The sequence below is a fragment of the Azospirillum sp. P4_B5 genome (assembly GCF_056402275.1).
In genome coordinates this window covers 45,780-62,707 of the sequence record NZ_JBFUHT010000033.1, presented here as the reverse complement: position 1 = coordinate 62,707, position 16,928 = coordinate 45,780, and the positions used below count along the sequence as shown (strand labels likewise).

The following is a 16,928-nucleotide window of genomic DNA, read 5'->3' as shown; positions in this document are numbered from 1 at the left end:
TCGGGGTCGTCTCCTTCTGTGGCTGCCCACTGCGGAGGCCCGAGGTTCGTGTTGCCCTCGTCCACACGGTCTTGATATGCAACTTACGCATATCAGCCATCCGACAGAATGGTTCTTGGAATTTCGATTTCCGGGATTGAGTAGATCTAAATACCCCCGTCTGGCGGATCAGGGCCGAACAGACGACGTGCCATAGGTCGCTTGAGGAAGCTGCCCCTGACAGCTTCAGAACTCAACTGCGTTTCAAGGCTATACCGGAAAAAGGCCAGCCTCACAAATGGCCGCCGACCGGAGCCGGCCGGCGACCGCCACACTTTCATTAATGACCCCGCAACGTGATACACCACGACGGGGACGGACCTGACAGCCGCATCGAGGGCTCCAGGTCCTACCGCTGGCCCCTTCGGGGGAAGTCCTTGGGATGAAAAATGAGGTACAGGCCAACCGCCTCAGGTGTCGGAAACACACGTAGACCCCGCCGCCCCCATACTCGATGGCCGACCGACGCGATGAGCTTCGACGGACGCACTTAACCCTGCGGAAGGGTTAAGTGTGCCTCCCTCCACGATGAGGGAGAGGCTGGGGATTGCCCTTCCTGATGGCCGGGATGCAGCCGAACGAAGGGGAGCCGAGCGGAAGCGAGGCTCGCCGAAGCGAGGGCTGCCGGACGAACGCGAGCCTGCGAGCGTTTGGCCGTTGCGTCACCAACGGGAACGATGCAGATGGCCTAAGTCTTCCAGCCCCGGTGGGGGGCTTCACACCGGCGGACCTGTACGTGACCATGACCATGCCGGTTTCACTGTGCCAGCATGTTCTTTATGGATTGCGGCGTGTAGGGACGACCGGTCGAGGACAGATATCCAAGGATGGCGAGTTCGGCCGCAATCTGCCTCAAGCTTTTGACGACACGGGTCTTGGGATTCCGACGGGCCAATCGCTTGGCCTGTCGGACAACTTCCGGGTTCCGCTCTGCGTGGGACTTCCGGCCCTCGCACTTTCCTTGGCTGGTCCTTAGCCGATCACGGGCCGCTCTCAATTTGGCCACGAGCTTGGTTTTTTCATATTGGGCGAATGACCCAGCTATCTGCCGCCACATAACCTTGGCCGGATCGCTGCCGTCGGTCATGTCGGAGCCGCTGGAGGTCAACACCTTGATCCCTCGGTTGGCCAGTAGAATGAGGCCCAATTCCTGGGCCAGGAGGTCGCGTGCGAACCTCGTCTCGTCCTCGACGAGGATCAGGTTGATGTGGTTCACCTGGGCCTGCTCCAGCATGGCCTTGAACCCGCTCCGGGTTTCAACCGGATCAGTACCCTTGACGGCGGAGTCCCAGAAGCAGGCGACAACCTCAATCCCGGACGCCGCCGCGTACCGCATCACGGCATGGTTCTGCCGGTACGGGCTATCACCTTCCACATTGCTGGCTGATGAGGTCCTGAGGTACGCGAAGGCCGTGCTCATGTGAAGTTCCCCCGGAAACCTTTGGGAAAAGGTACAGGAACATCAATCAATTCACAACGACGTATGTCTATTATTCCCAAGAAAGATGGACATCCTCGGGCTCTTTGAGCAGCCCTTCATCATGCCGCTCGCCTGCCATGGAGTGTGAGACGGCGACCGGCTCGCACTTTCCCGGCGATCCGTTAGCCGGTGCGGACCAGTCGCGTCCAGGCACCGGTATTTCTGATGGAGAGCAGGGGCCGCATCATCGGCCTGCCCAACCCGCCAGATCGTCGTGGACGGCTATCTGAAAGTCCGAGCGATGCACTTCGGTGACGAAGGCGATCAGGATCTCGATGGCATTCTCATTGGTATCGAGGAATGCCCCCACTATCTGAGCCCGCTCCTTCGAGGTGAGAACAATCCACACGGCCAACCGGAGCAGGGAGATCAAGTAGTCCTTCTCTACGAATTGTTTGATCCGGGCAGCCGGCAGACCTTTCCATGTCCGCGACTCGACTTTGATCAGGGGAGTCCATGGGGTGCCTTTGGCGGCGGCGGGTACGAACTCTCCCAAGATGTGATGAGCACGACTGAATCTCAACATGATGCAATGCCCCGGTTCGTTGTGGCGACTTCAGGATTTATCCACCACTGGGGCAAACGCTGGCTTGCTCCCGATCCGCTGACGACGGTTGTGGTAAATACCCGAGCCAGTCACCGCAAAACGGAGCCCAACATGAAGATGCATGAAGTAATGGAGCGTACACATCGGCGGGAGAGCAAGCACCCGTATACCCTGACACTGACCCTTGATCATCGTCAGGCGGACCAGTTTTGCCGGTTGGCCCGCAACCATGCGGACGTGACGGTGGTTCAGATCGACGACATCAGGAACGAGAAAGCGGTGGTTTCCGCGGCATGCGTTTCGGCGGAAGTCCGGGACCGACTTGCCGACGCATGGTGATGACGATCCGTCTCCACCGGTGCGGCGGTTCTCCGGCGTACCGGTGACTATCTCCGGAACATCTTGACCGCCGACACCGCCAGAATTCCGCCCAGGAACACCATGAGCAGGTTGGCGGATACGAGGCCGAGCAGCGTTGCCCCAAGAACGGCCCCGAACACCGAACCGGCAGCCATGGGTACGACCACCTCCCGCAGCACCCCAGCCTCGCTGTAGGCATTCTGGCGGTGGTAGCGGATCACGCCGACCAGCACGGTCGGCAGGCTGATGATCAGGCTGGCGGTGCCTGCCGCCTTGATGTCGGTTCCGAACAGCAGGACGAGAGTCGGGATGATCAGTTCGCCGCCCGCCACGCCGAGCAGGCTGCTGACAAGTCCGATGGCCAGACCGGCGAGAATGCCGGTGGTTGCCCGCAACGCGGCGTCGGCCGGCAGCGAGATCTCGACCCCGTCGGGCAGAGCCGCCTCCCCGAGCAGGATGGCCGCAATGAGCAGCAGAAGACCGGCAACGATCCGCTCCAGGGTGTGATCGGCAATCCGCTGGAACAGCCCGGTTCCGACCCAGGCCGCAGCGACTGCTCCGGCCATGATCGCCGTGATCTCAACGGACATGCCGCCGATGGGAGCGGAGGTGCCGAGGGTCAGCCGGGATGTCAGCGACACCAGGATGGTTGCTAGGCTCACCAGTAGGTTGAGCGGCACCGCCCGTCGGACGGCGAACCCGAAGACACCGATGAGGACCGGCAGCCGGAACTCCGCTCCGCCGAGTCCCATCAGTCCGCCCAGGATGGCGATCAGCATGCCGAATCCAATGGCCAGGACCACAGGTCGCCGGTTCGCCGTCGTTCCGTTCATGACATCTACTGATCCAGTCCGTCCCATGGCATGTGGTGAAGGGCGGCCCGCAGCAGGGACACCGTGGCCCGGTCGCCGATGGTGCGGTGATTCCGCTCCGCCACATGCGTCGGCACACTGAAACTCAGCGGGCTGTCGTCGCGGTCGCCAACCCGGCGGACGATGCTGGTGCATTGCCCCCGTCGCAAGATTTCCGCTCGTTCCTGCCACCGGGTTTTCATGATCGCCGCGGAATGGGCGGTGGAAGCGGTGCAGGTACACATGCCCTGGTGCGATTAGCCATCCGACGTTGGTACCCGGCGGGATGGCCGTATCGAGGGTGGACATAGCTCTCGTCGGCGGACATGCCCATCTCGAAGGGGCCGTCCCAGGCGATCTGACAGGCGAAGTTACCCGATGAACCGAAGGCAATCTTGACGGGTTTCCCGGACTCCTTGGCGAACAGATCGGACGCTTCGGTCAGGGCGAAATTCAGGTCGGCAGCCGCTGCGATAACCGTTGGGTCTGCCGCCCAGGCCATCATGGACAACCCGGCTCCGACGCCGAGAACCACTCCTGTTGCAAGCAGGACCCGGCGGGAGAGGCGGAGAGCACCATGTCGGGGTCGCATTGCGGGCTTCAACCTTCGTCGTGTATGCCCGAGCATAGCGAACGCCGGCTCGGCCGTTAACGGAATTCCACAATTCTGGTGTGGCTACCAATTGAATTGTGCGTTGGACCGACCAGTTTTCAATCGAGGAGGGCTTGGCGATGCAGATGCCGAAAGCCGCGGTTCTCCTGCGGATCTTCATGGGAGAGAATGACCGCTACCACGGACGCCCGCTGTACGAGGCGGTCGTCATGAAGGCTCGTGAGATGGGTCTGGCCGGAGCCACGGTGCTCCGCGGGGTGATGGGCTATGGCCATTCCAGCCGGGTCCATACGGCCAAGATCCTTCGGCTGTCGCTCGACCTGCCGCTGGTGGTGGAAATCGCCGACGGCGAGGGCAAGGTCAACGCTTTCCTGCCCGTGCTCGAAAGCATGATGGCCAGCGGGCTCATCACCCTGGAGAAGATACAGGTTCTTCAGTACGGACCCGAAGCGATGCGGGAACCGAGGAGGACCGACTGAACCCTGACCGGGTGGGTCAGTCATCCCGGTCACGGACGATGGCCTCGACGCGGGCGGCGAGGGCTCCCGCCGCCTGCCAGATGGTGTTGATGATGAGCAGGGTGGCGAGAATGACGAGGAATGATGTGCGGCTGGTTTCCGTCACACCGGCATCGTCCAGCAGGAAGAAGGCAGCGACAAAGAGGCCCAGAGCGATCATCACCCAGATCGTGGCGTGGCGTCTCGCCCACTGGGCATGACGGCGGATGGCTTCAAGATCGGTTTGCGGTTGCGGCATGTCCGTGTTCCCTGAAATCCTGTTCATCCGGTCCATCGGCGGTTGATTTCCCGGTTGATGTGCGTATCCTAACCTGCGATGGGGATGGGGTCCCCCGAAACCGCCTGTGAGGGCTGATGACTCCTGCTGCGTATGTCCGCAGTGGGACTCTGTCTGAACCCCGCCCCGCGTCCATGCGTAGCTCCGTCCGCCACCACTGGAGGGATCTGCATGGTCGCAAGCACCGACGCCCCCCTTGCCCCGATGCTGACCCGTCGGCACGCCCTGGCTTTCATCGTGCTGCTCGGCTTGGTCAGCATGCTGGGTGACATGACCTACGAGGGTGCCCGCAGCCTGAACGGACCGTATCTTGCGGCTCTCGGTGCCGGAGCAACGGTGGTCGGCATCGCGTCCGGATTCGGCGAGTTCATCGGCCATGCCATACGGCTCGGCTCCGGATGGCTCAGCGACCGGGCGGGGCGGTATTGGCCGATCACCATCACGGGTTACCTGTTGAACCTCGTGGCGGTACCGCTGCTTGCCCTGGCTGGACACTGGCCGGTTGCCGTCGTCCTCATCGTCGCCGAGCGGATGGGACGGGCGATCCGTTCGCCGGCCCGCGATGCCATGCTGTCCCATGCCTGCTCGCAGACCGGTCTCGGCTGGGGATTCGGTCTCCATGAGGCCCTGGATCAAGCCGGGGCCGTCCTCGGCCCCCTGATGCTGAGCCTGATCCTCTTCCACGGCCACGGCTATCAGACGGCCTACGCCCTGCTGGCCATCCCGGCGGCGTTGGCCATCGCCTTGTTGCTGGTGGCCCGTGTGCAGTTCCCCAACCCGCGGGATTTCGACCTCGGCCCGCCGCCTCTGGCGACAGGTGGATTCGGGACCGGATTCTGGACCTACATGACGGCCGTCGCCTGCATCGCCGCCGGTTACGTCGATTTCGCCCTGGTGGCGTTCCATTGGGGACGGACGGGTGCCGTCGAAGCCCCGCTCATCCCGGTGCTTTACGCCATCGCGATGGCCGCCGACGCCGTCGCCGCCCTTTGTCTCGGGTGGCTGTTCGACCGGATCGGCGTCCGCAGCATGATCCCGGCGACGCTGCTGTCCCTGCTTGCCGCACCTCTGGCCTTCCTCGGCGGGTTCTGGTGGGCGGCGGTCGGCATGGTCTGCTGGGGTGTCGGCATGGGAGCCCAGGAGTCGGTGATGCGGGCGGTGGTCGCCACCATGGCCCCGCGGGAGCGACGCGGAACGGCCTACGGCATCATGAACAGCACCTATGGCGTCGCGTGGTTCGGCGGCTCGGTCCTGCTCGGCATTCTCTACGATCACACGGGCGTTGCGTGGGTCGTTGGCGTGTCCGTCGCCCTTCAGGCCGCGGCCATCCCGGTCTTCCTTCGCCTGACGAGGCCGACATGAGGAGCATTGGGTTTGACCGGAGCCCCGTGCTCCCCAACGGCGTGCATCACCCGCGACGGAACGAACAGGTCATGGAGGGAAGGTTGGAGGTGTTTTCCGTGCTTCGGTTCGCAGGGCCGTTGCTGGCCGGCTTCACGCTCGTGGTGTCCCCGCCCGGTGCAAGGGCCGCCACGCCGTATGTGGACGTCACGGGGGATGCTCCGGTCGTCGTGATGCAGGAGGTCGGGTTTGAGGAGCCGGCCCCGGCGGCCGGTGACGATGCGTTCCCGGCCGGACTTGGGCGGATTCTCGCCAAGGCCGTCACGTTCGAAACCCTGTCCAGTACCGGGGAGGCCGCCCTGTTCCTGGCCTTCTACGGCGGTTCGGGCGTCAGCGGCCCGCCCATCTTCGCCATCAGCCTGACCACGGCGACCGCCGTCTATGTCGGCCACGAACTGGCGTGGGAGTGGCTGGCACCGGGCTCCACCGAAACCGACGATCCACAGGTTCTCGCCACCAAAGCGGCGAGCTACCGGGTCGCCAGCACCCTCCGAAGTTTTGCCGTCAACAATCTGGTGGGGGGCGTGGAGATCGCGAGATCGGCCGCCTTCGCCGCCTCGGTCGCGGTCGCCGATACGGCCCTCTACGTCGCCAACGACATCGCGTTCTCCTGGTGGGGGCAGACGGGTCGCGACCGGGCATCGGTCACCGATACGCTCTGGCAGACGGCCGGAGGAGAACCATGATCACCTACCTGTGGGTCGCACTCGGCGGTGCCATGGGAAGCGTGTTCCGCTTCGCATGCTCCGGGATGATCGCCGCCGCGTTCGGGCAGACCTTCCCGTGGGGCACCCTGGTGGTGAACGTCGTCGGCTCCTTCATCATCGGCTTCACCGCCACGCTGACCGGCCCGGACGGCCGGTTGATGGTGCCGTCGGACGCCCGCACCTTCGTGATGGTCGGCATCTGCGGCGGTTTCACGACCTTCTCCTCCTTCAGCCTTCAGACCCTCAGCCTGATGCAGGACGGCGAGTGGCTTCAGGCCGGATGGAACGTCGTCCTGTCGGTTGTGCTGTGCATGATCTTCGTCTGGCTCGGGCACGTCGCCGCGGCCAGCCTGAACCAACTCAAGGGAGCCTAGGCCATGCGGACTCTCCACGATGCGGTGCTGCTCCGTGTCCACACCAGCGAGCAGGACAAATGCGGCGGCAAGCCCTTCTACGAAGCGGTGGTCCTGAAAGCCCGCGAGTTGGGGCTGCGGGGGGCCACGGTGCTCCGCGGGGTCATCGGGTACGGCCACGACAGCCACATCCACACCAGCAAGATCCTCGACCTCTCGCAGGACCTGCCGCTGATCGTCGAGATCATCGACGACGAGGAGCGTATCAACGCCTTCCTGCCGGTGCTCGACCAGATGATGGAAACCGGCACCGTCACCCTCGAACGGGTCCGGGTGCTGCGGTACGGGTCACCGGAGCCGGGTGACGGTCCAGGACCTTCCGTCGGTTGATCCCATTCCCACAGCAAGGCTCACCCAAGAAGGAAGACACCGATGACGAATCGCAGCATCGCCGCCGTGCATGCCCAGGAGATCCTGGACAGCCGCGGGAACCCGACCGTGCGTGTCCACGTCGCCCTGGCCTCCGGGATCGCCGTGTCGGCATCCGTACCGTCCGGGGCTTCGACCGGCGAGAACGAGGCCGTCGAGCTTCGGGATGGCGACAAGGCCCGGTTCGGCGGAAAAGGGGTCTTGAAGGCGGTCGCGGCCGTCGAAGAGCGGATCGCCCCCAGCCTGATAGGCCTCGATCCCACCCGGCAGGCCGAGATCGACCGCCTGATGATCGACCTGGATGGCACCCCGAACAAGGCCGACCTCGGAGCCAACGCCATCCTTGGCGTCTCCATGGCGGTGGCACGGGCCGCGGCCATGGCGGCCGGGCTGCCGCTCTACGCCTACCTCGGGGGTCCGGGAGCCCGGCGGCTGCCGGTGCCGATGATGAACATCCTGAACGGCGGCAAGCACGCCGAGAACAGCTTGGATTTCCAGGAGTTCATGGCGATGCCGGTCGGGGCTCCGAGCTTCGCCGAGGCCCTGCGGTACGGGGCGGAGACCTTCCATGCCCTCAAGTCCATCCTGCACCAGCGGGGCTATGCCACGGGCGTCGGGGACGAAGGCGGCTTCGCCCCCGATCTCAAGAGCAACGACGAGGCGTGCGACCTCATCGTGGAGGCGATCCAGGCAGCCGGGTTGAAGCCCGGCCAGGACGTGGCCATCGCCCTAGACCCGGCGGCCAGTTCGTTTCGGGCGGACGGCGGTTACGATCTGGCGAAGTCGGGCCAGGGGCGGAAGTCCAGTGCCGACATGACGGCCCTGTTCAAGGAATGGATCGCCAAGTACCCCATCGTGTCGCTGGAGGACGGCCTCGCCGAGGATGATTGGGAGGGATTCCGGGAGCAAACCGCCGCTCTGGGCGATGCGGTGCAGATCGTCGGCGACGACATCTTCGTCACCAACACCCGCTTCATCCGGCGGGGCATCACCGAGAGGTCGGCCAACGCGGTGCTGATCAAGCTGAATCAGATCGGCACGGTGACCGAGACCATCGACGCCATCGACCTGTGCCGGCAGGCCGGTTGGCGGTACGTCATCTCACACCGGTCCGGCGAGACCGAGGACACCTTCATGGCCGACTTCGCCGTCGCGATGGGCGGCGGCCAGATCAAGTCCGGCTCGGCATCGCGGAGCGAACGGATCGCCAAATACAACCGCCTGCTGGAGATCGAGCGGGAACTCGGTGCTGCCGCACGCTTCGAGAATCCATTTCCTGGCGAGCGATGATCGGCCTGGAGACGATGCCGCCTGCGGAGGCTTCCGTGTGCTTCAGCTTGCAGGGAAGAGTTGTGCCGCAAAGACGGTCACCCGAAGGCGGTTGTCGTTCACCCCATCGACGCCCATCTGGACGGTACACAAGACCAGCATACCATCCGGATACAATCTGGGTTTTCTAATATGCGGAAACCTCTGATTTTTATAAAAAAAGGGCCGCCGGAAACCGGCGGCCCGAGTCTAGGGAGGAAACGCCCAAGAAGTGCGTTACGGCATCGCCCGCATCGCAGACACGATCGATGCCGCACTGCACAATATGACGAAGCCCCGCTCAGGGATCAAGAGGGAAAATGTTTTTTCATGTCATTCAATGGCTTAACCAAAGTTAAGACAAAACTCCGGCGCGGCGCAAACAGCCGTTTATGCTGCATTGCACACAGAATCCCGGCTCTGCTTCCGCACAATCTGGGGCTGGCGGCGCGTCCGCCAACCCACCCCGGTCCTTCGGCATAACCCATTCGACCAATAGGGAACCAACCCTCGACACGGTCGTTTCGTCCCTGCGCGTCCCGGGGTGCGCCCCGCCACGCGCCATTCGGTCGTCTTTCAACGCGGCCGTCCGGTACCGGAGAACCACCCACGTGAGCAGACTGGTCGTCGTATCCAACCGCGTCGCCCCCATCGATGAAGGCAAACAGGCCGCCGGGGGCCTCGCCGTGGCGGTGCTCGCCGCGCTGAAGAAGACCGGAGGCATCTGGTTCGGCTGGAGCGGCACGGTGGTCGAGGAGGAATCGCAGAGCGAACCCCGGCGCACCGACGTCGGGCGCCTGACCTACGCGACGCTCGACCTCAGCCGCCGCGACTTCGAGGAATATTACAACGGCTTCGCCAACCAGACCCTATGGCCGCTGTTCCACTACCGCGTCGGCCTGATCGAGGTCAGCCGCCGCACGCGCGAGGGCTACAAGAGGGTCAACGGCTATTTCGCGGAGAAGCTGGTCCCGCTGCTGCGCCCCGACGACATGGTGTGGGTCCACGACTACCACCTGATCCCCTTCGGCGAGGAGTTGCGCCAGCGCGGCTGCACCCAGCGCATGGGCTTCTTCCTGCACACCCCCTTTCCCGCGCCGGAGATCCTGGTGGCGCTGCCGAACCATCGGGAGCTGATCCGGGAGCTCTGCGCCTACGACCTTGTCGGCTTCCACACCCAGGTGGACCTGCGCAGCTTCGCCGACTACATCCGCCAGGAGCTGGACGGCGAGGTGGAGGACCGCGGCCCCGAGGGCGGCATGCTGATCCATGCCTTCGGACGCACGCTGCTGGCCCGCGCCTTTCCCATCAGCATCGACACCGAAAATCTGGTGGGCATCGCCGAGATCGCCGCCCGCTCCCGCCACACCCAGCGGCTGAAGGAAAGCCTCGTCGGGCGGCGGCTGATCATCGGGGTGGACCGGCTGGACTACTCGAAGGGCCTGCCGCAGCGCTTCCAGGCCTTCGAACAGCTCCTGGCGGCCTATCCGGAGCATTGCAACCGCGTCTCCTTCCTCCAGGTGGCGCCGCCGAGCCGGGAGGACGTGCCCGAATACATCGCCATCAAGCGCGAGCTGTCGGAGCTGTCGGGCCGCATCAACGGGCGCTTCGCCGAGTTCGACTGGGTGCCGATCCGTTACCTGAACAAGAGCTTCGGGCGGCGCGTGCTGGCCGGCTTCTACCGCACCGCCCATGTCGGGCTGGTCACCCCGCTGCGCGACGGCATGAACCTCGTCGCCAAGGAGTATGTGGCCTGCCAGGACGCCGACGATCCCGGCGTGCTGGTGCTGTCCACCTTCGCCGGCGCGGCGCGGGAACTCGATTCGGCGCTGATCGTCAACCCCTTCGACATCGAGGCGGTGGCCGACGCCCTCCAGCGCGCCCTGACCATGTCCCTGCCCGAGCGCAAGGAGCGCCACGCCGCGATGATGCGCATCCTGCGCAGCCACGACATCGGCTGGTGGCGGGAAAGCTACGTCGATGCCTTGACGCGCGCGCCGTACGGGTGAAACTGATTGCATGACCGCAGACCACACCATCACAGACCGCACCGCCGCTTCCGGCCCCGTCACCCTGGTCGCTGACATCGGCGCCACCAACGCCCGCTTCGGCCTGATCGACGGCACGGGCATCCACGGGTCGCGCGTGCTGCGCTGCGCCGACTTCCCGTCGCTGGAGGCGGCGGCTCTCGCCTATCTGGGCGGCGTGGCGCACGACGCCCGGCCCAGCCGCGGCGCCTTCGCCATCGCCGGCCCGGTGACCGGCGACGCGGTGCTGATGACCAACCGCGGCTGGTCCTTCTCCACGGCCGAGGTGCGCGGCCAGCTGGGGCTGGAACGGCTGGCCGTCATCAACGACTTCACCGCCGTCGCCCTGTCGGTGCCCCGCCTCACCGCCGCCGATGTGCGCCAAGTGGGCGAGGGAGCGCCGGTACCGGGCCGCGTCGTCGGCGTGATCGGGCCGGGCAGCGGGCTGGGCGTGTCGGGGCTGGTGCCCGGCGCCGAGGGCTGGACCGCGCTGGCCGCGGAGGGCGGCCACGTCACCATGGCGCCGGTCAGCGACCGCGAGAGCGCCGTCCTCGCCCAGCTCCGCAAGAGCTTCGACCATGTCTCGGCGGAGCGGGTGCTGTCCGGGCCGGGGCTGGTCAACCTCTATCAGGCGCTGTGCGTCCTCGACCACCAGGAGCCGGAATCCTTCACCCCGGCCCAGGTGTCGGACGCGGCAACCGCCAACACCAACCCGCATTGCGTGGAGGCGGTGGAGATGTTCTGCGCGATGCTCGGCACCGTGGCGGGCAACCTCGCGCTGACGCTGGGCGCGCGCGGCGGCATCTACATCGCGGGCGGCATCGTGCCGAAGCTGGGCACCCTGTTCACGCACTCCCGCTTTCGCAAGCGCTTCATGGAGAAGGGCCGGATGCGCGACTTTCTGGCGCCCATCCCGACCTACGTCATCATTCACGAGCTTCCCGCCTTCCTCGGTCTGGCAGAGGCCGCCGAGCGGGCGTAACGGCGCTCAGGCGGTCAGCCGCGACGCGGCCAGCTTCAGGTCGGCCAGGAATGTGGGCTGTTCGGCGAGCTGGCCGCGCAGGATGTAGCTGGGGTGGAAGGTCGCCACCACCTCCGCCCCCGGCACGAGGCGGCAGGGCTGGACCGTGCCGCGCAACTGCATGATGCCGTTCAGCCCGGTCAGCGCCCACAGCGGCGTGCGGCCGAGCGCGACGATCACGCGGGGGGCGAAGCCCTCCAGCGTCCGCTGCAGACGCTCGATCTCGCCGGAGAACTCCGCCAGCACCCAGTCGGAGGTGCCGAACGGCCCCCAGCGCTCGTCCAGCGCCCGCCCCTCCTTCCTGGCGCGGGTGCGCGAGGCGAAGAAATGGCCCACCTTGTTGCCTGGCGGCTGGTAACGGAAGACGTTGGCGACGAGGCATTCGGCCCGGTCCACCCCCGCCGCCTTCAGCGTCTCGTCGAGGAGCTGGCCGCTGCGCCCGACGAAGGGCACGCCGCGCCGCGCCTCCTCCGCCCCCGGCGCCTCCCCCACGATGGCGAGGCGCGGCCCGGCGGCGGTCTGCGTGGGCTGCTGGTAGTCGGCGAAGGGCAGGTCCGTCATGTGCACTCCCGTTGCTTGCCGTGAGACTTGCCGCTGGGATGCTTCGGCCCCAGCATTGTTCGAAACAGGGATCAAAACGAACAACACAGGAGAACACAAAATGGCGACACACCAGGAGCTGGCAGGAAAGAGCTGCGAACCCTGCCGCGGCGGCATTCCCCCGATGGACCGCGCCATGGCGGAAAACTATCTGGTGCAGGTGCCCGGCTGGTCGATCAGGCCGGACCCCGACCGGCTGGAGCGCGACTACCGCTTTTCCAACTTCCGCGAGGCCCAGCATTTCGCGATGCGCGTCGGCGACCTGTGCGAGGCGGAGGGCCACCACGCCGAGATCCTCTACGGCTGGGGCCATTGCACCGTCACCTTCTGGACGCACAAGATCAAGGGCCTGCACGAGAACGACTTCATCATGGCTGCCAAGGTCGAAGGGCTGATGGACGAACCCTACGCCCCGGTGTCGGAGTCCATGGGCGACGTCTCCCCCACCGCGCGGCATGGTTGATTTCGCCCTTTCCTCAACTTTTTCCCCTCTCCCCTCCGGGGAGAGGGTTAGGGTGAGGGGGGTGCGCGTGGCGGTACGTCCGGCCCAAGCGCATCCCCCTCTCCCCGGAGGGGCGAGGGAAAATCAGCCCGAAGGACGAACCATGCCCACCGCCCAGCCCGCCGTCATCCAATGGGGCCTGTCCAGCTACAGCGGCTGGGGCGTCAACGGGCTGCAGCTGGCGCTGAGCTGGACGCGCAGCGGGCGGCTGGTGCCGGTCTGCTCGCTGCCGCTGCGGCTGGAAGACATCGCGCTGTCCCCGCTGGAATGGCGGCGCATGGCCGGCTTCGTCCGCGAGTCCGAAGCGCTCTGCCGGCAGATCGCCCCCCACGCCGGGCAGGAGGTCGGGGTGTCGGTGCCGGTGCTGCGCGGGCTCGGCAACAACCTCGTCGGCAGCCGGTCGGCGGAAGGCGTGACCCTGACGGGCCGTGCCACCGTCGGCGTCTGCTATCTGGAGGACAGCGCCATAGACGCGGAGGGCCGGGCGCGGGCGGAGCAATGCGCGGCCATCGTCGCCGGGTCCAGCTTCGTCGAGCGGGTGCTGACCGGCGCCGGCATCGGGCGGGTGCGGACAGTGCTGCAGGGCGTCGATCCCACCCATTTCCATCCGGCGCCCAGGGTCGGCTGGTTCAAGGACCGCTTCGTCGTCTTCTCCGGCGGCAAGCCGGAGTTCCGCAAGGGGCAGGACCTCGCCCTGCTCGGCTTCCGCGCCTTCGCCGAGCGCCATCCGGAGGCGCTGCTGCTCACGGCGTGGCACAACCCCTGGCCGGAAAGCGCCCGCTCGCTGGAGGCCAACCCCGCCGTGGCGCCCGTCCGTTTCCACGAGAACGGGCAGTTCGACGGAGCCGGCTGGGCCATCGCCAATGGGCTGCGCGCCGATCAGGTGATGGACCTCGGCCCGGTGCCCAACGCCGACATGGCCCGCATCCTGCGCGAGGTCGACGTCGGCCTGTTCCCCAACCGCGGCGAGGGCGGGACCAACCTCGTCGCCATGGAGTGCATGGCCTGCGGCGTGCCCGCCATCCTGTCGGCCAACACCGGGCATCTCGACCTGATCGCGGCGGACCGCTGCATCCCGCTGACCCGGCAGGGCACCGTCCGGACCGACTTCGGCACCGAGGGCTGGGGCGAGAGCGACGTGGAGGAGATCGTCGCGGCGCTGGAAGGGCTGTGGGCCGATCGCACCCGCGCCGTGGCCATCGGGCGGGCGGGCGCCGCCTTCCTGGCCGGGCTGACCTGGGACCGCTACGCGGACGGGGTGGCGGAGGTCGTCGAGTCGGTGCTGTAACGCCTACAGCGCCTTCACCGCCGCCAGCAGCCGCTCCACCTCCGCCTCGTCGTTGTAATAGTGGGAGGAGGCGCGGACGACCTCGGTCAGGCCGCGCGCCTCCATGTCGAAGGGGGTCGAGGGCGCGGAGGACACCGACAGATTGATCCCCTGGCTGCGCAGAGCGGATTTGATGGCCCGCGGCTCATGGCCGCCCACCGTAAAGGTGACGATGGCGCAGCGTTCCGCCCCGAGATCGCGCACCGTCACTCCGGGAAGTCCTGCCAGACCGTGCCGCAGCGTGTCGGCCAGAGCGAAGGCGCGGTCGCGGATCGCTTCCATCCCCCAGGACAGCGCGTAGTCCACCGCCACCCCCAGCCCGAGCCGGGCGGCAACGTTGCTCTCCCACAACTCGAAGCGGCGGGCGTCGGGGCGCATCGCGTAGCGGTCCGGCCCGGTCAGGGCGGCGCCGCTGTGGTCCAGCGTGTGCGGCTCGATGCGGTCGAGCCAGTCCTTGCGGACATAGAGGAAGCCGGTGCCCCGCGGCGCGCGCAGGAACTTGCGCCCGGTCGCCGACAGGAAGTCGCAGCCCAGTTCCTCGACGTCCACCGGCATCTGGCCCACCGTCTGGCAGGCGTCGAGCAGATAGGGGATGCCGTGCCGCCGCGCCACCCGCCCGATGGCGGCCGCCGGGTTGACCAGCCCGCCGTTGGTCGGAATGTGGGTGATGGCGATCAGCCGGACCGGCCCCTTTCCCGGCTCCCCGATCATCGCTTCCAGCGCCGCGACGGAGGTCTGGCCGGTCTCGTCGCTGGGGATCACCTCGACCACCGCGCCGGTGCGACGCGAGGCTTGCAGGAAGGGGATCAGGTTGGCAGCGTATTCGGCGCGTGCCGTCAGGATGCGGTCGCCGGGCCGGAAGCCTTCCCCCGGCAGGGCGGCCAGCGCGTTGAAGGCCATGCCCCAGGCCGCCGTCGCGCTTTCCGTCAGCGCCACCTCCTCGCGCGAGCAGGCGAGCAGGCGGGCCACGGAGTCGTAGACGCCCTCCAGCCGGTCGTCGGCCCGCTCCGCCGCCTCGTAGCCGCCGATGGTGGACTCCAGCGCCAGATGCGCGGTCACGGCGTCCAGCACCGGCTGAGGCGCCAGGGCAGCCCCGGCGTTGTTGAAGTGGGCGACGTGCCGGGTCCCCGGAGTCTCCGCGCGGGCGCGCGCGACGTCGATGGTCATTCGTCCATTCCTTCAGTCAACCCATCCGGTTCGCCGATGTGGACGGCCAGCCAGACGGTCGGAACGCCGGGATCGGTCCAGGCCACACGGTGGCGCCGCCGGGCGGGAATCATCAGCCAGTCGCCGGGGCCGAGCGCGCGTTCCGCCTCACCCTCGATCTGCAAGCGGGCGGCGCCCTGGACGACGAGCACGAACTCGTCCCAGCCCTGATCGTACCAGAAGCCGTCCGGCGATGCCTGACCGGTGGACAGGATGCGCTCAATGCGCACCGTCCCGGACGATGCCGTTTCCGTCAATGTTGTGAAAAGCTCGTCCGGTAAGGAACCAGACGGCAGCCCCCCCAGCAGATTGCCGGCCGGGACGTTCATCCCCACAATTCGGGGGCGGGGGGGCACAGCGTGCCGCCGTCGTAATGCAGGGCCGGCGTGCGGTCCTCGGCCAGCAGCAGCGGCCCGTCGAGATCGACGTAGCGCGCGCCCTGGGCCAGCAGGACGGCCGGCGCCATGGCCAGCGAGGTGGCGACCATGCAGCCGACCATGATGTCGAAGCCGGACTCCTGCGCCGCCTGCTTCAGCAGCAGCGCCTCGGTCAGGCCGCCGGTCTTGTCCAGCTTGATGTTCACCACCCGGTAGATGCCCTTCAGCCGGTCGAGCGAGTCCAGCCCGTGGCAGGACTCGTCGGCGCCCAGCGCCACCGGGCAGTCGATCCCGCGCAGCACCTCGTCCTCGCCGGCGGGCAGCGGCTGCTCGATCAGCTCCACCCCCAGTTCGGCCAGCACCGGGGCGAAGCGGTGGAGCATCTCCAGCGTCCAGGCCTCGTTGGCGTCGACGATCAGACGGGTGGCCGGGGCGGCCTCGCGCACCGCACGCACGCGATCGAGGTCGCCCTCCCCGGTCAGCTTCATCTTCAGCAGCGGATGGTCCGCCGCCCGCGCCTTGGCGGAGGCGGCCATCGCCGCGGGCTCGTCCACGCTCAGCGTGTAGCAGGTGGTCAGCTTCTTCGGCGCGTCGGGCAAGCCGGCGAGCCGCCAAGCCGGTTTGCCCGCCTGTTTGGCCTCCAGGTCCCACAGCGCGCAATCCAGCGCGTTGCGCGCGGCCCCCGGCAGCAGGAGGGTGCGCAGCCGCTCGCGGTCGAGCCCGTCCGCCACCGCCCCGGCCAGGGACTCCAGCGTCTTGACGGTTTCGTCCAGCGATTCCCCGTAGCGGGCGTAGGGCACGCACTCCCCGCGGCCCCGCTTGCAGGATTCGACCACCTCGGCGACCACGACCTCGGCCTCGGTCTTGGCGCCGCGCGATATGCGGAAGGTCCCCGCGATGGGGAAGGTATCGCGGCGGACGTAAAGACGGCGGGCGGTGGACGACATGAAACTCTCCAGCAACGCGGCGGACCCGAAGTGTAAGC

Annotated in this window: 20 protein-coding genes and 1 riboswitch; of the genes, 11 read left to right on the top strand and 9 right to left on the bottom strand. The window is 66.8% G+C overall.

All coding sequences use genetic code 11. The features are described 5' to 3' along the window. Positions 1 to 796: 796 nt before the first annotated feature. Positions 797 to 1,459 carry a recombinase family protein gene (locus tag AC1DVI_RS22610; protein WP_476959876.1) on the bottom strand — a complete coding sequence of 221 codons (663 nt, stop codon included), beginning with the start codon at positions 1,457 to 1,459 and terminating at the stop codon, positions 797 to 799. A gap of 274 nt (positions 1,460 to 1,733) precedes the next feature. Between AC1DVI_RS22610 and AC1DVI_RS22605 the strand changes: the two genes are divergently transcribed. Further along, positions 1,734 to 2,405, top strand: coding sequence for a hypothetical protein (locus AC1DVI_RS22605; RefSeq protein WP_476959875.1), 672 nt, complete (start codon positions 1,734 to 1,736; stop codon positions 2,403 to 2,405). A 47-nt stretch (positions 2,406 to 2,452) separates the two neighbouring features. On the opposite strand, the gene AC1DVI_RS22600 is transcribed toward AC1DVI_RS22605, so the two are convergent. From AC1DVI_RS22600 to AC1DVI_RS22590, 3 genes are read right to left on the bottom strand one after another with little or no spacing between them, the layout of a single operon-like run. Continuing rightward, a complete protein-coding gene (locus tag AC1DVI_RS22600) occupies positions 2,453 to 3,259 on the bottom strand; it encodes a TSUP family transporter (protein WP_476959874.1) in 807 nt (268 codons plus the stop codon). Between the two features lie 5 nt (positions 3,260 to 3,264). Continuing rightward, a complete protein-coding gene (locus AC1DVI_RS22595) occupies positions 3,265 to 3,447 on the bottom strand; it encodes a hypothetical protein (RefSeq protein WP_476959873.1) in 183 nt (60 codons plus the stop codon). A gap of 29 nt (positions 3,448 to 3,476) precedes the next feature. Then, entirely contained in the window at positions 3,477 to 3,782 is a 306-nt protein-coding gene (locus AC1DVI_RS22590; protein ID WP_476959872.1) for a substrate-binding domain-containing protein, read from the bottom strand. Positions 3,783 to 4,009: 227 nt separating this feature from the next. On the opposite strand from AC1DVI_RS22590, the gene AC1DVI_RS22585 reads away from it, so the two are divergent. After that, entirely contained in the window at positions 4,010 to 4,369 is a 360-nt protein-coding gene (locus AC1DVI_RS22585; protein WP_476959871.1) for a DUF190 domain-containing protein, read from the top strand. A 16-nt stretch (positions 4,370 to 4,385) separates the two neighbouring features. Here AC1DVI_RS22585 and AC1DVI_RS22580 read toward each other — a convergent pair whose 3' ends face one another. Continuing rightward, positions 4,386 to 4,682, bottom strand: coding sequence for a hypothetical protein (locus AC1DVI_RS22580; protein WP_476959870.1), 297 nt, complete (start codon positions 4,680 to 4,682; stop codon positions 4,386 to 4,388). 35 nt (positions 4,683 to 4,717) lie between these two features. Continuing rightward, a riboswitch (Fluoride riboswitch) is annotated at positions 4,718 to 4,779 on the top strand. A 77-nt stretch (positions 4,780 to 4,856) separates the two neighbouring features. Between AC1DVI_RS22580 and AC1DVI_RS22575 the strand changes: the two genes are divergently transcribed. The 7 genes from AC1DVI_RS22575 (at position 4,857) to AC1DVI_RS22545 (ending at position 11,892) form a co-directional block, all read left to right on the top strand. Then, the gene (locus AC1DVI_RS22575; protein ID WP_476959869.1) at positions 4,857 to 6,047 is read left to right on the top strand and encodes an MFS transporter; all 1,191 of its coding nucleotides are present in this window, start codon (positions 4,857 to 4,859) and stop codon (positions 6,045 to 6,047) included. A gap of 98 nt (positions 6,048 to 6,145) precedes the next feature. Beyond that, complete coding sequence (locus AC1DVI_RS22570) at positions 6,146 to 6,772, top strand: hypothetical protein (protein ID WP_476959868.1); 627 nt, start codon at positions 6,146 to 6,148, stop codon at positions 6,770 to 6,772. After that, positions 6,772 to 7,167: a fluoride efflux transporter CrcB gene (crcB, locus tag AC1DVI_RS22565; RefSeq protein WP_476959958.1), complete on the top strand. Its 396-nt coding sequence runs from the start codon at positions 6,772 to 6,774 to the stop codon at positions 7,165 to 7,167. The genes AC1DVI_RS22570 and crcB overlap by 1 nt, the downstream gene beginning before the upstream one ends. Positions 7,168 to 7,170: 3 nt before the next feature. Then, positions 7,171 to 7,536 carry a DUF190 domain-containing protein gene (locus tag AC1DVI_RS22560; RefSeq protein ID WP_476959867.1) on the top strand — a complete coding sequence of 122 codons (366 nt, stop codon included), beginning with the start codon at positions 7,171 to 7,173 and terminating at the stop codon, positions 7,534 to 7,536. A 42-nt stretch (positions 7,537 to 7,578) separates the two neighbouring features. Then, complete coding sequence (eno, locus tag AC1DVI_RS22555; RefSeq protein WP_476959866.1) at positions 7,579 to 8,865, top strand: phosphopyruvate hydratase; 1,287 nt, start codon at positions 7,579 to 7,581, stop codon at positions 8,863 to 8,865. A 629-nt stretch (positions 8,866 to 9,494) separates the two neighbouring features. Further along, positions 9,495 to 10,892, top strand: a complete 1,398-nt coding sequence (otsA, locus tag AC1DVI_RS22550) for an alpha,alpha-trehalose-phosphate synthase (UDP-forming) (protein ID WP_149166685.1) — start codon at positions 9,495 to 9,497, stop codon at positions 10,890 to 10,892. Between the two features lie 10 nt (positions 10,893 to 10,902). Then, entirely contained in the window at positions 10,903 to 11,892 is a 990-nt protein-coding gene (locus AC1DVI_RS22545; RefSeq protein ID WP_476959865.1) for a glucokinase, read from the top strand. A 6-nt stretch (positions 11,893 to 11,898) separates the two neighbouring features. On the opposite strand, the gene AC1DVI_RS22540 is transcribed toward AC1DVI_RS22545, so the two are convergent. Beyond that, the gene (locus AC1DVI_RS22540; RefSeq protein WP_476959864.1) at positions 11,899 to 12,492 is read right to left on the bottom strand and encodes a uracil-DNA glycosylase; all 594 of its coding nucleotides are present in this window, start codon (positions 12,490 to 12,492) and stop codon (positions 11,899 to 11,901) included. 100 nt (positions 12,493 to 12,592) lie between these two features. Here AC1DVI_RS22540 and AC1DVI_RS22535 point away from each other — a divergent pair, with 100 nt between their 5' ends. Both AC1DVI_RS22535 and AC1DVI_RS22530 read left to right on the top strand, forming a co-directional pair. Further along, positions 12,593 to 12,994, top strand: coding sequence for a 4a-hydroxytetrahydrobiopterin dehydratase (locus AC1DVI_RS22535; protein ID WP_476959863.1), 402 nt, complete (start codon positions 12,593 to 12,595; stop codon positions 12,992 to 12,994). Between the two features lie 142 nt (positions 12,995 to 13,136). Next, positions 13,137 to 14,321 carry a glycosyltransferase family 4 protein gene (locus AC1DVI_RS22530; protein ID WP_476959862.1) on the top strand — a complete coding sequence of 395 codons (1,185 nt, stop codon included), beginning with the start codon at positions 13,137 to 13,139 and terminating at the stop codon, positions 14,319 to 14,321. A gap of 3 nt (positions 14,322 to 14,324) precedes the next feature. On the opposite strand, the gene AC1DVI_RS22525 is transcribed toward AC1DVI_RS22530, so the two are convergent. Genes AC1DVI_RS22525 through dgcA form a run of 3 tightly spaced genes read right to left on the bottom strand, consistent with a single transcriptional unit; the run spans position 14,325 to position 16,890 of the window. Continuing rightward, positions 14,325 to 15,527 (bottom strand): aminotransferase class V-fold PLP-dependent enzyme, encoded by a 1,203-nt coding sequence (locus tag AC1DVI_RS22525; protein WP_476959861.1) that lies wholly within the window; start codon positions 15,525 to 15,527, stop codon positions 14,325 to 14,327. Further along, entirely contained in the window at positions 15,524 to 15,895 is a 372-nt protein-coding gene (locus AC1DVI_RS22520) for a cupin domain-containing protein (RefSeq protein ID WP_476959860.1), read from the bottom strand. Before AC1DVI_RS22520 ends, AC1DVI_RS22525 begins: the two co-directional genes overlap by 4 nt. Beyond that, positions 15,892 to 16,890: an N-acetyl-D-Glu racemase DgcA gene (dgcA, locus tag AC1DVI_RS22515; RefSeq protein WP_476959859.1), complete on the bottom strand. Its 999-nt coding sequence runs from the start codon at positions 16,888 to 16,890 to the stop codon at positions 15,892 to 15,894. The genes AC1DVI_RS22520 and dgcA overlap by 4 nt, the downstream gene beginning before the upstream one ends. Between the last annotated feature and the right edge of the window lie 38 nt (positions 16,891 to 16,928).

Coding starts and splice junctions, on each gene's coding strand:
- AC1DVI_RS22585 (WP_476959871.1), top strand. CDS start 4,010: ATGCAGATGCCGAAAGCCGCGGTTCTCCTGCGGATCTTCATGGGAGAG.
- AC1DVI_RS22580 (WP_476959870.1), bottom strand. CDS start 4,682: ATGGACCGGATGAACAGGATTTCAGGGAACACGGACATGCCGCAACCG.
- eno (WP_476959866.1), top strand. CDS start 7,579: ATGACGAATCGCAGCATCGCCGCCGTGCATGCCCAGGAGATCCTGGAC.
- AC1DVI_RS22600 (WP_476959874.1), bottom strand. CDS start 3,259: ATGAACGGAACGACGGCGAACCGGCGACCTGTGGTCCTGGCCATTGGA.
- AC1DVI_RS22530 (WP_476959862.1), top strand. CDS start 13,137: ATGCCCACCGCCCAGCCCGCCGTCATCCAATGGGGCCTGTCCAGCTAC.
- AC1DVI_RS22535 (WP_476959863.1), top strand. CDS start 12,593: ATGGCGACACACCAGGAGCTGGCAGGAAAGAGCTGCGAACCCTGCCGC.
- AC1DVI_RS22560 (WP_476959867.1), top strand. CDS start 7,171: ATGCGGACTCTCCACGATGCGGTGCTGCTCCGTGTCCACACCAGCGAG.
- AC1DVI_RS22590 (WP_476959872.1), bottom strand. CDS start 3,782: ATGATGGCCTGGGCGGCAGACCCAACGGTTATCGCAGCGGCTGCCGAC.
- AC1DVI_RS22610 (WP_476959876.1), bottom strand. CDS start 1,459: ATGAGCACGGCCTTCGCGTACCTCAGGACCTCATCAGCCAGCAATGTG.
- dgcA (WP_476959859.1), bottom strand. CDS start 16,890: ATGTCGTCCACCGCCCGCCGTCTTTACGTCCGCCGCGATACCTTCCCC.
- AC1DVI_RS22525 (WP_476959861.1), bottom strand. CDS start 15,527: ATGACCATCGACGTCGCGCGCGCCCGCGCGGAGACTCCGGGGACCCGG.
- AC1DVI_RS22540 (WP_476959864.1), bottom strand. CDS start 12,492: ATGACGGACCTGCCCTTCGCCGACTACCAGCAGCCCACGCAGACCGCC.
- AC1DVI_RS22545 (WP_476959865.1), top strand. CDS start 10,903: ATGACCGCAGACCACACCATCACAGACCGCACCGCCGCTTCCGGCCCC.
- AC1DVI_RS22575 (WP_476959869.1), top strand. CDS start 4,857: ATGGTCGCAAGCACCGACGCCCCCCTTGCCCCGATGCTGACCCGTCGG.
- AC1DVI_RS22520 (WP_476959860.1), bottom strand. CDS start 15,895: ATGAACGTCCCGGCCGGCAATCTGCTGGGGGGGCTGCCGTCTGGTTCC.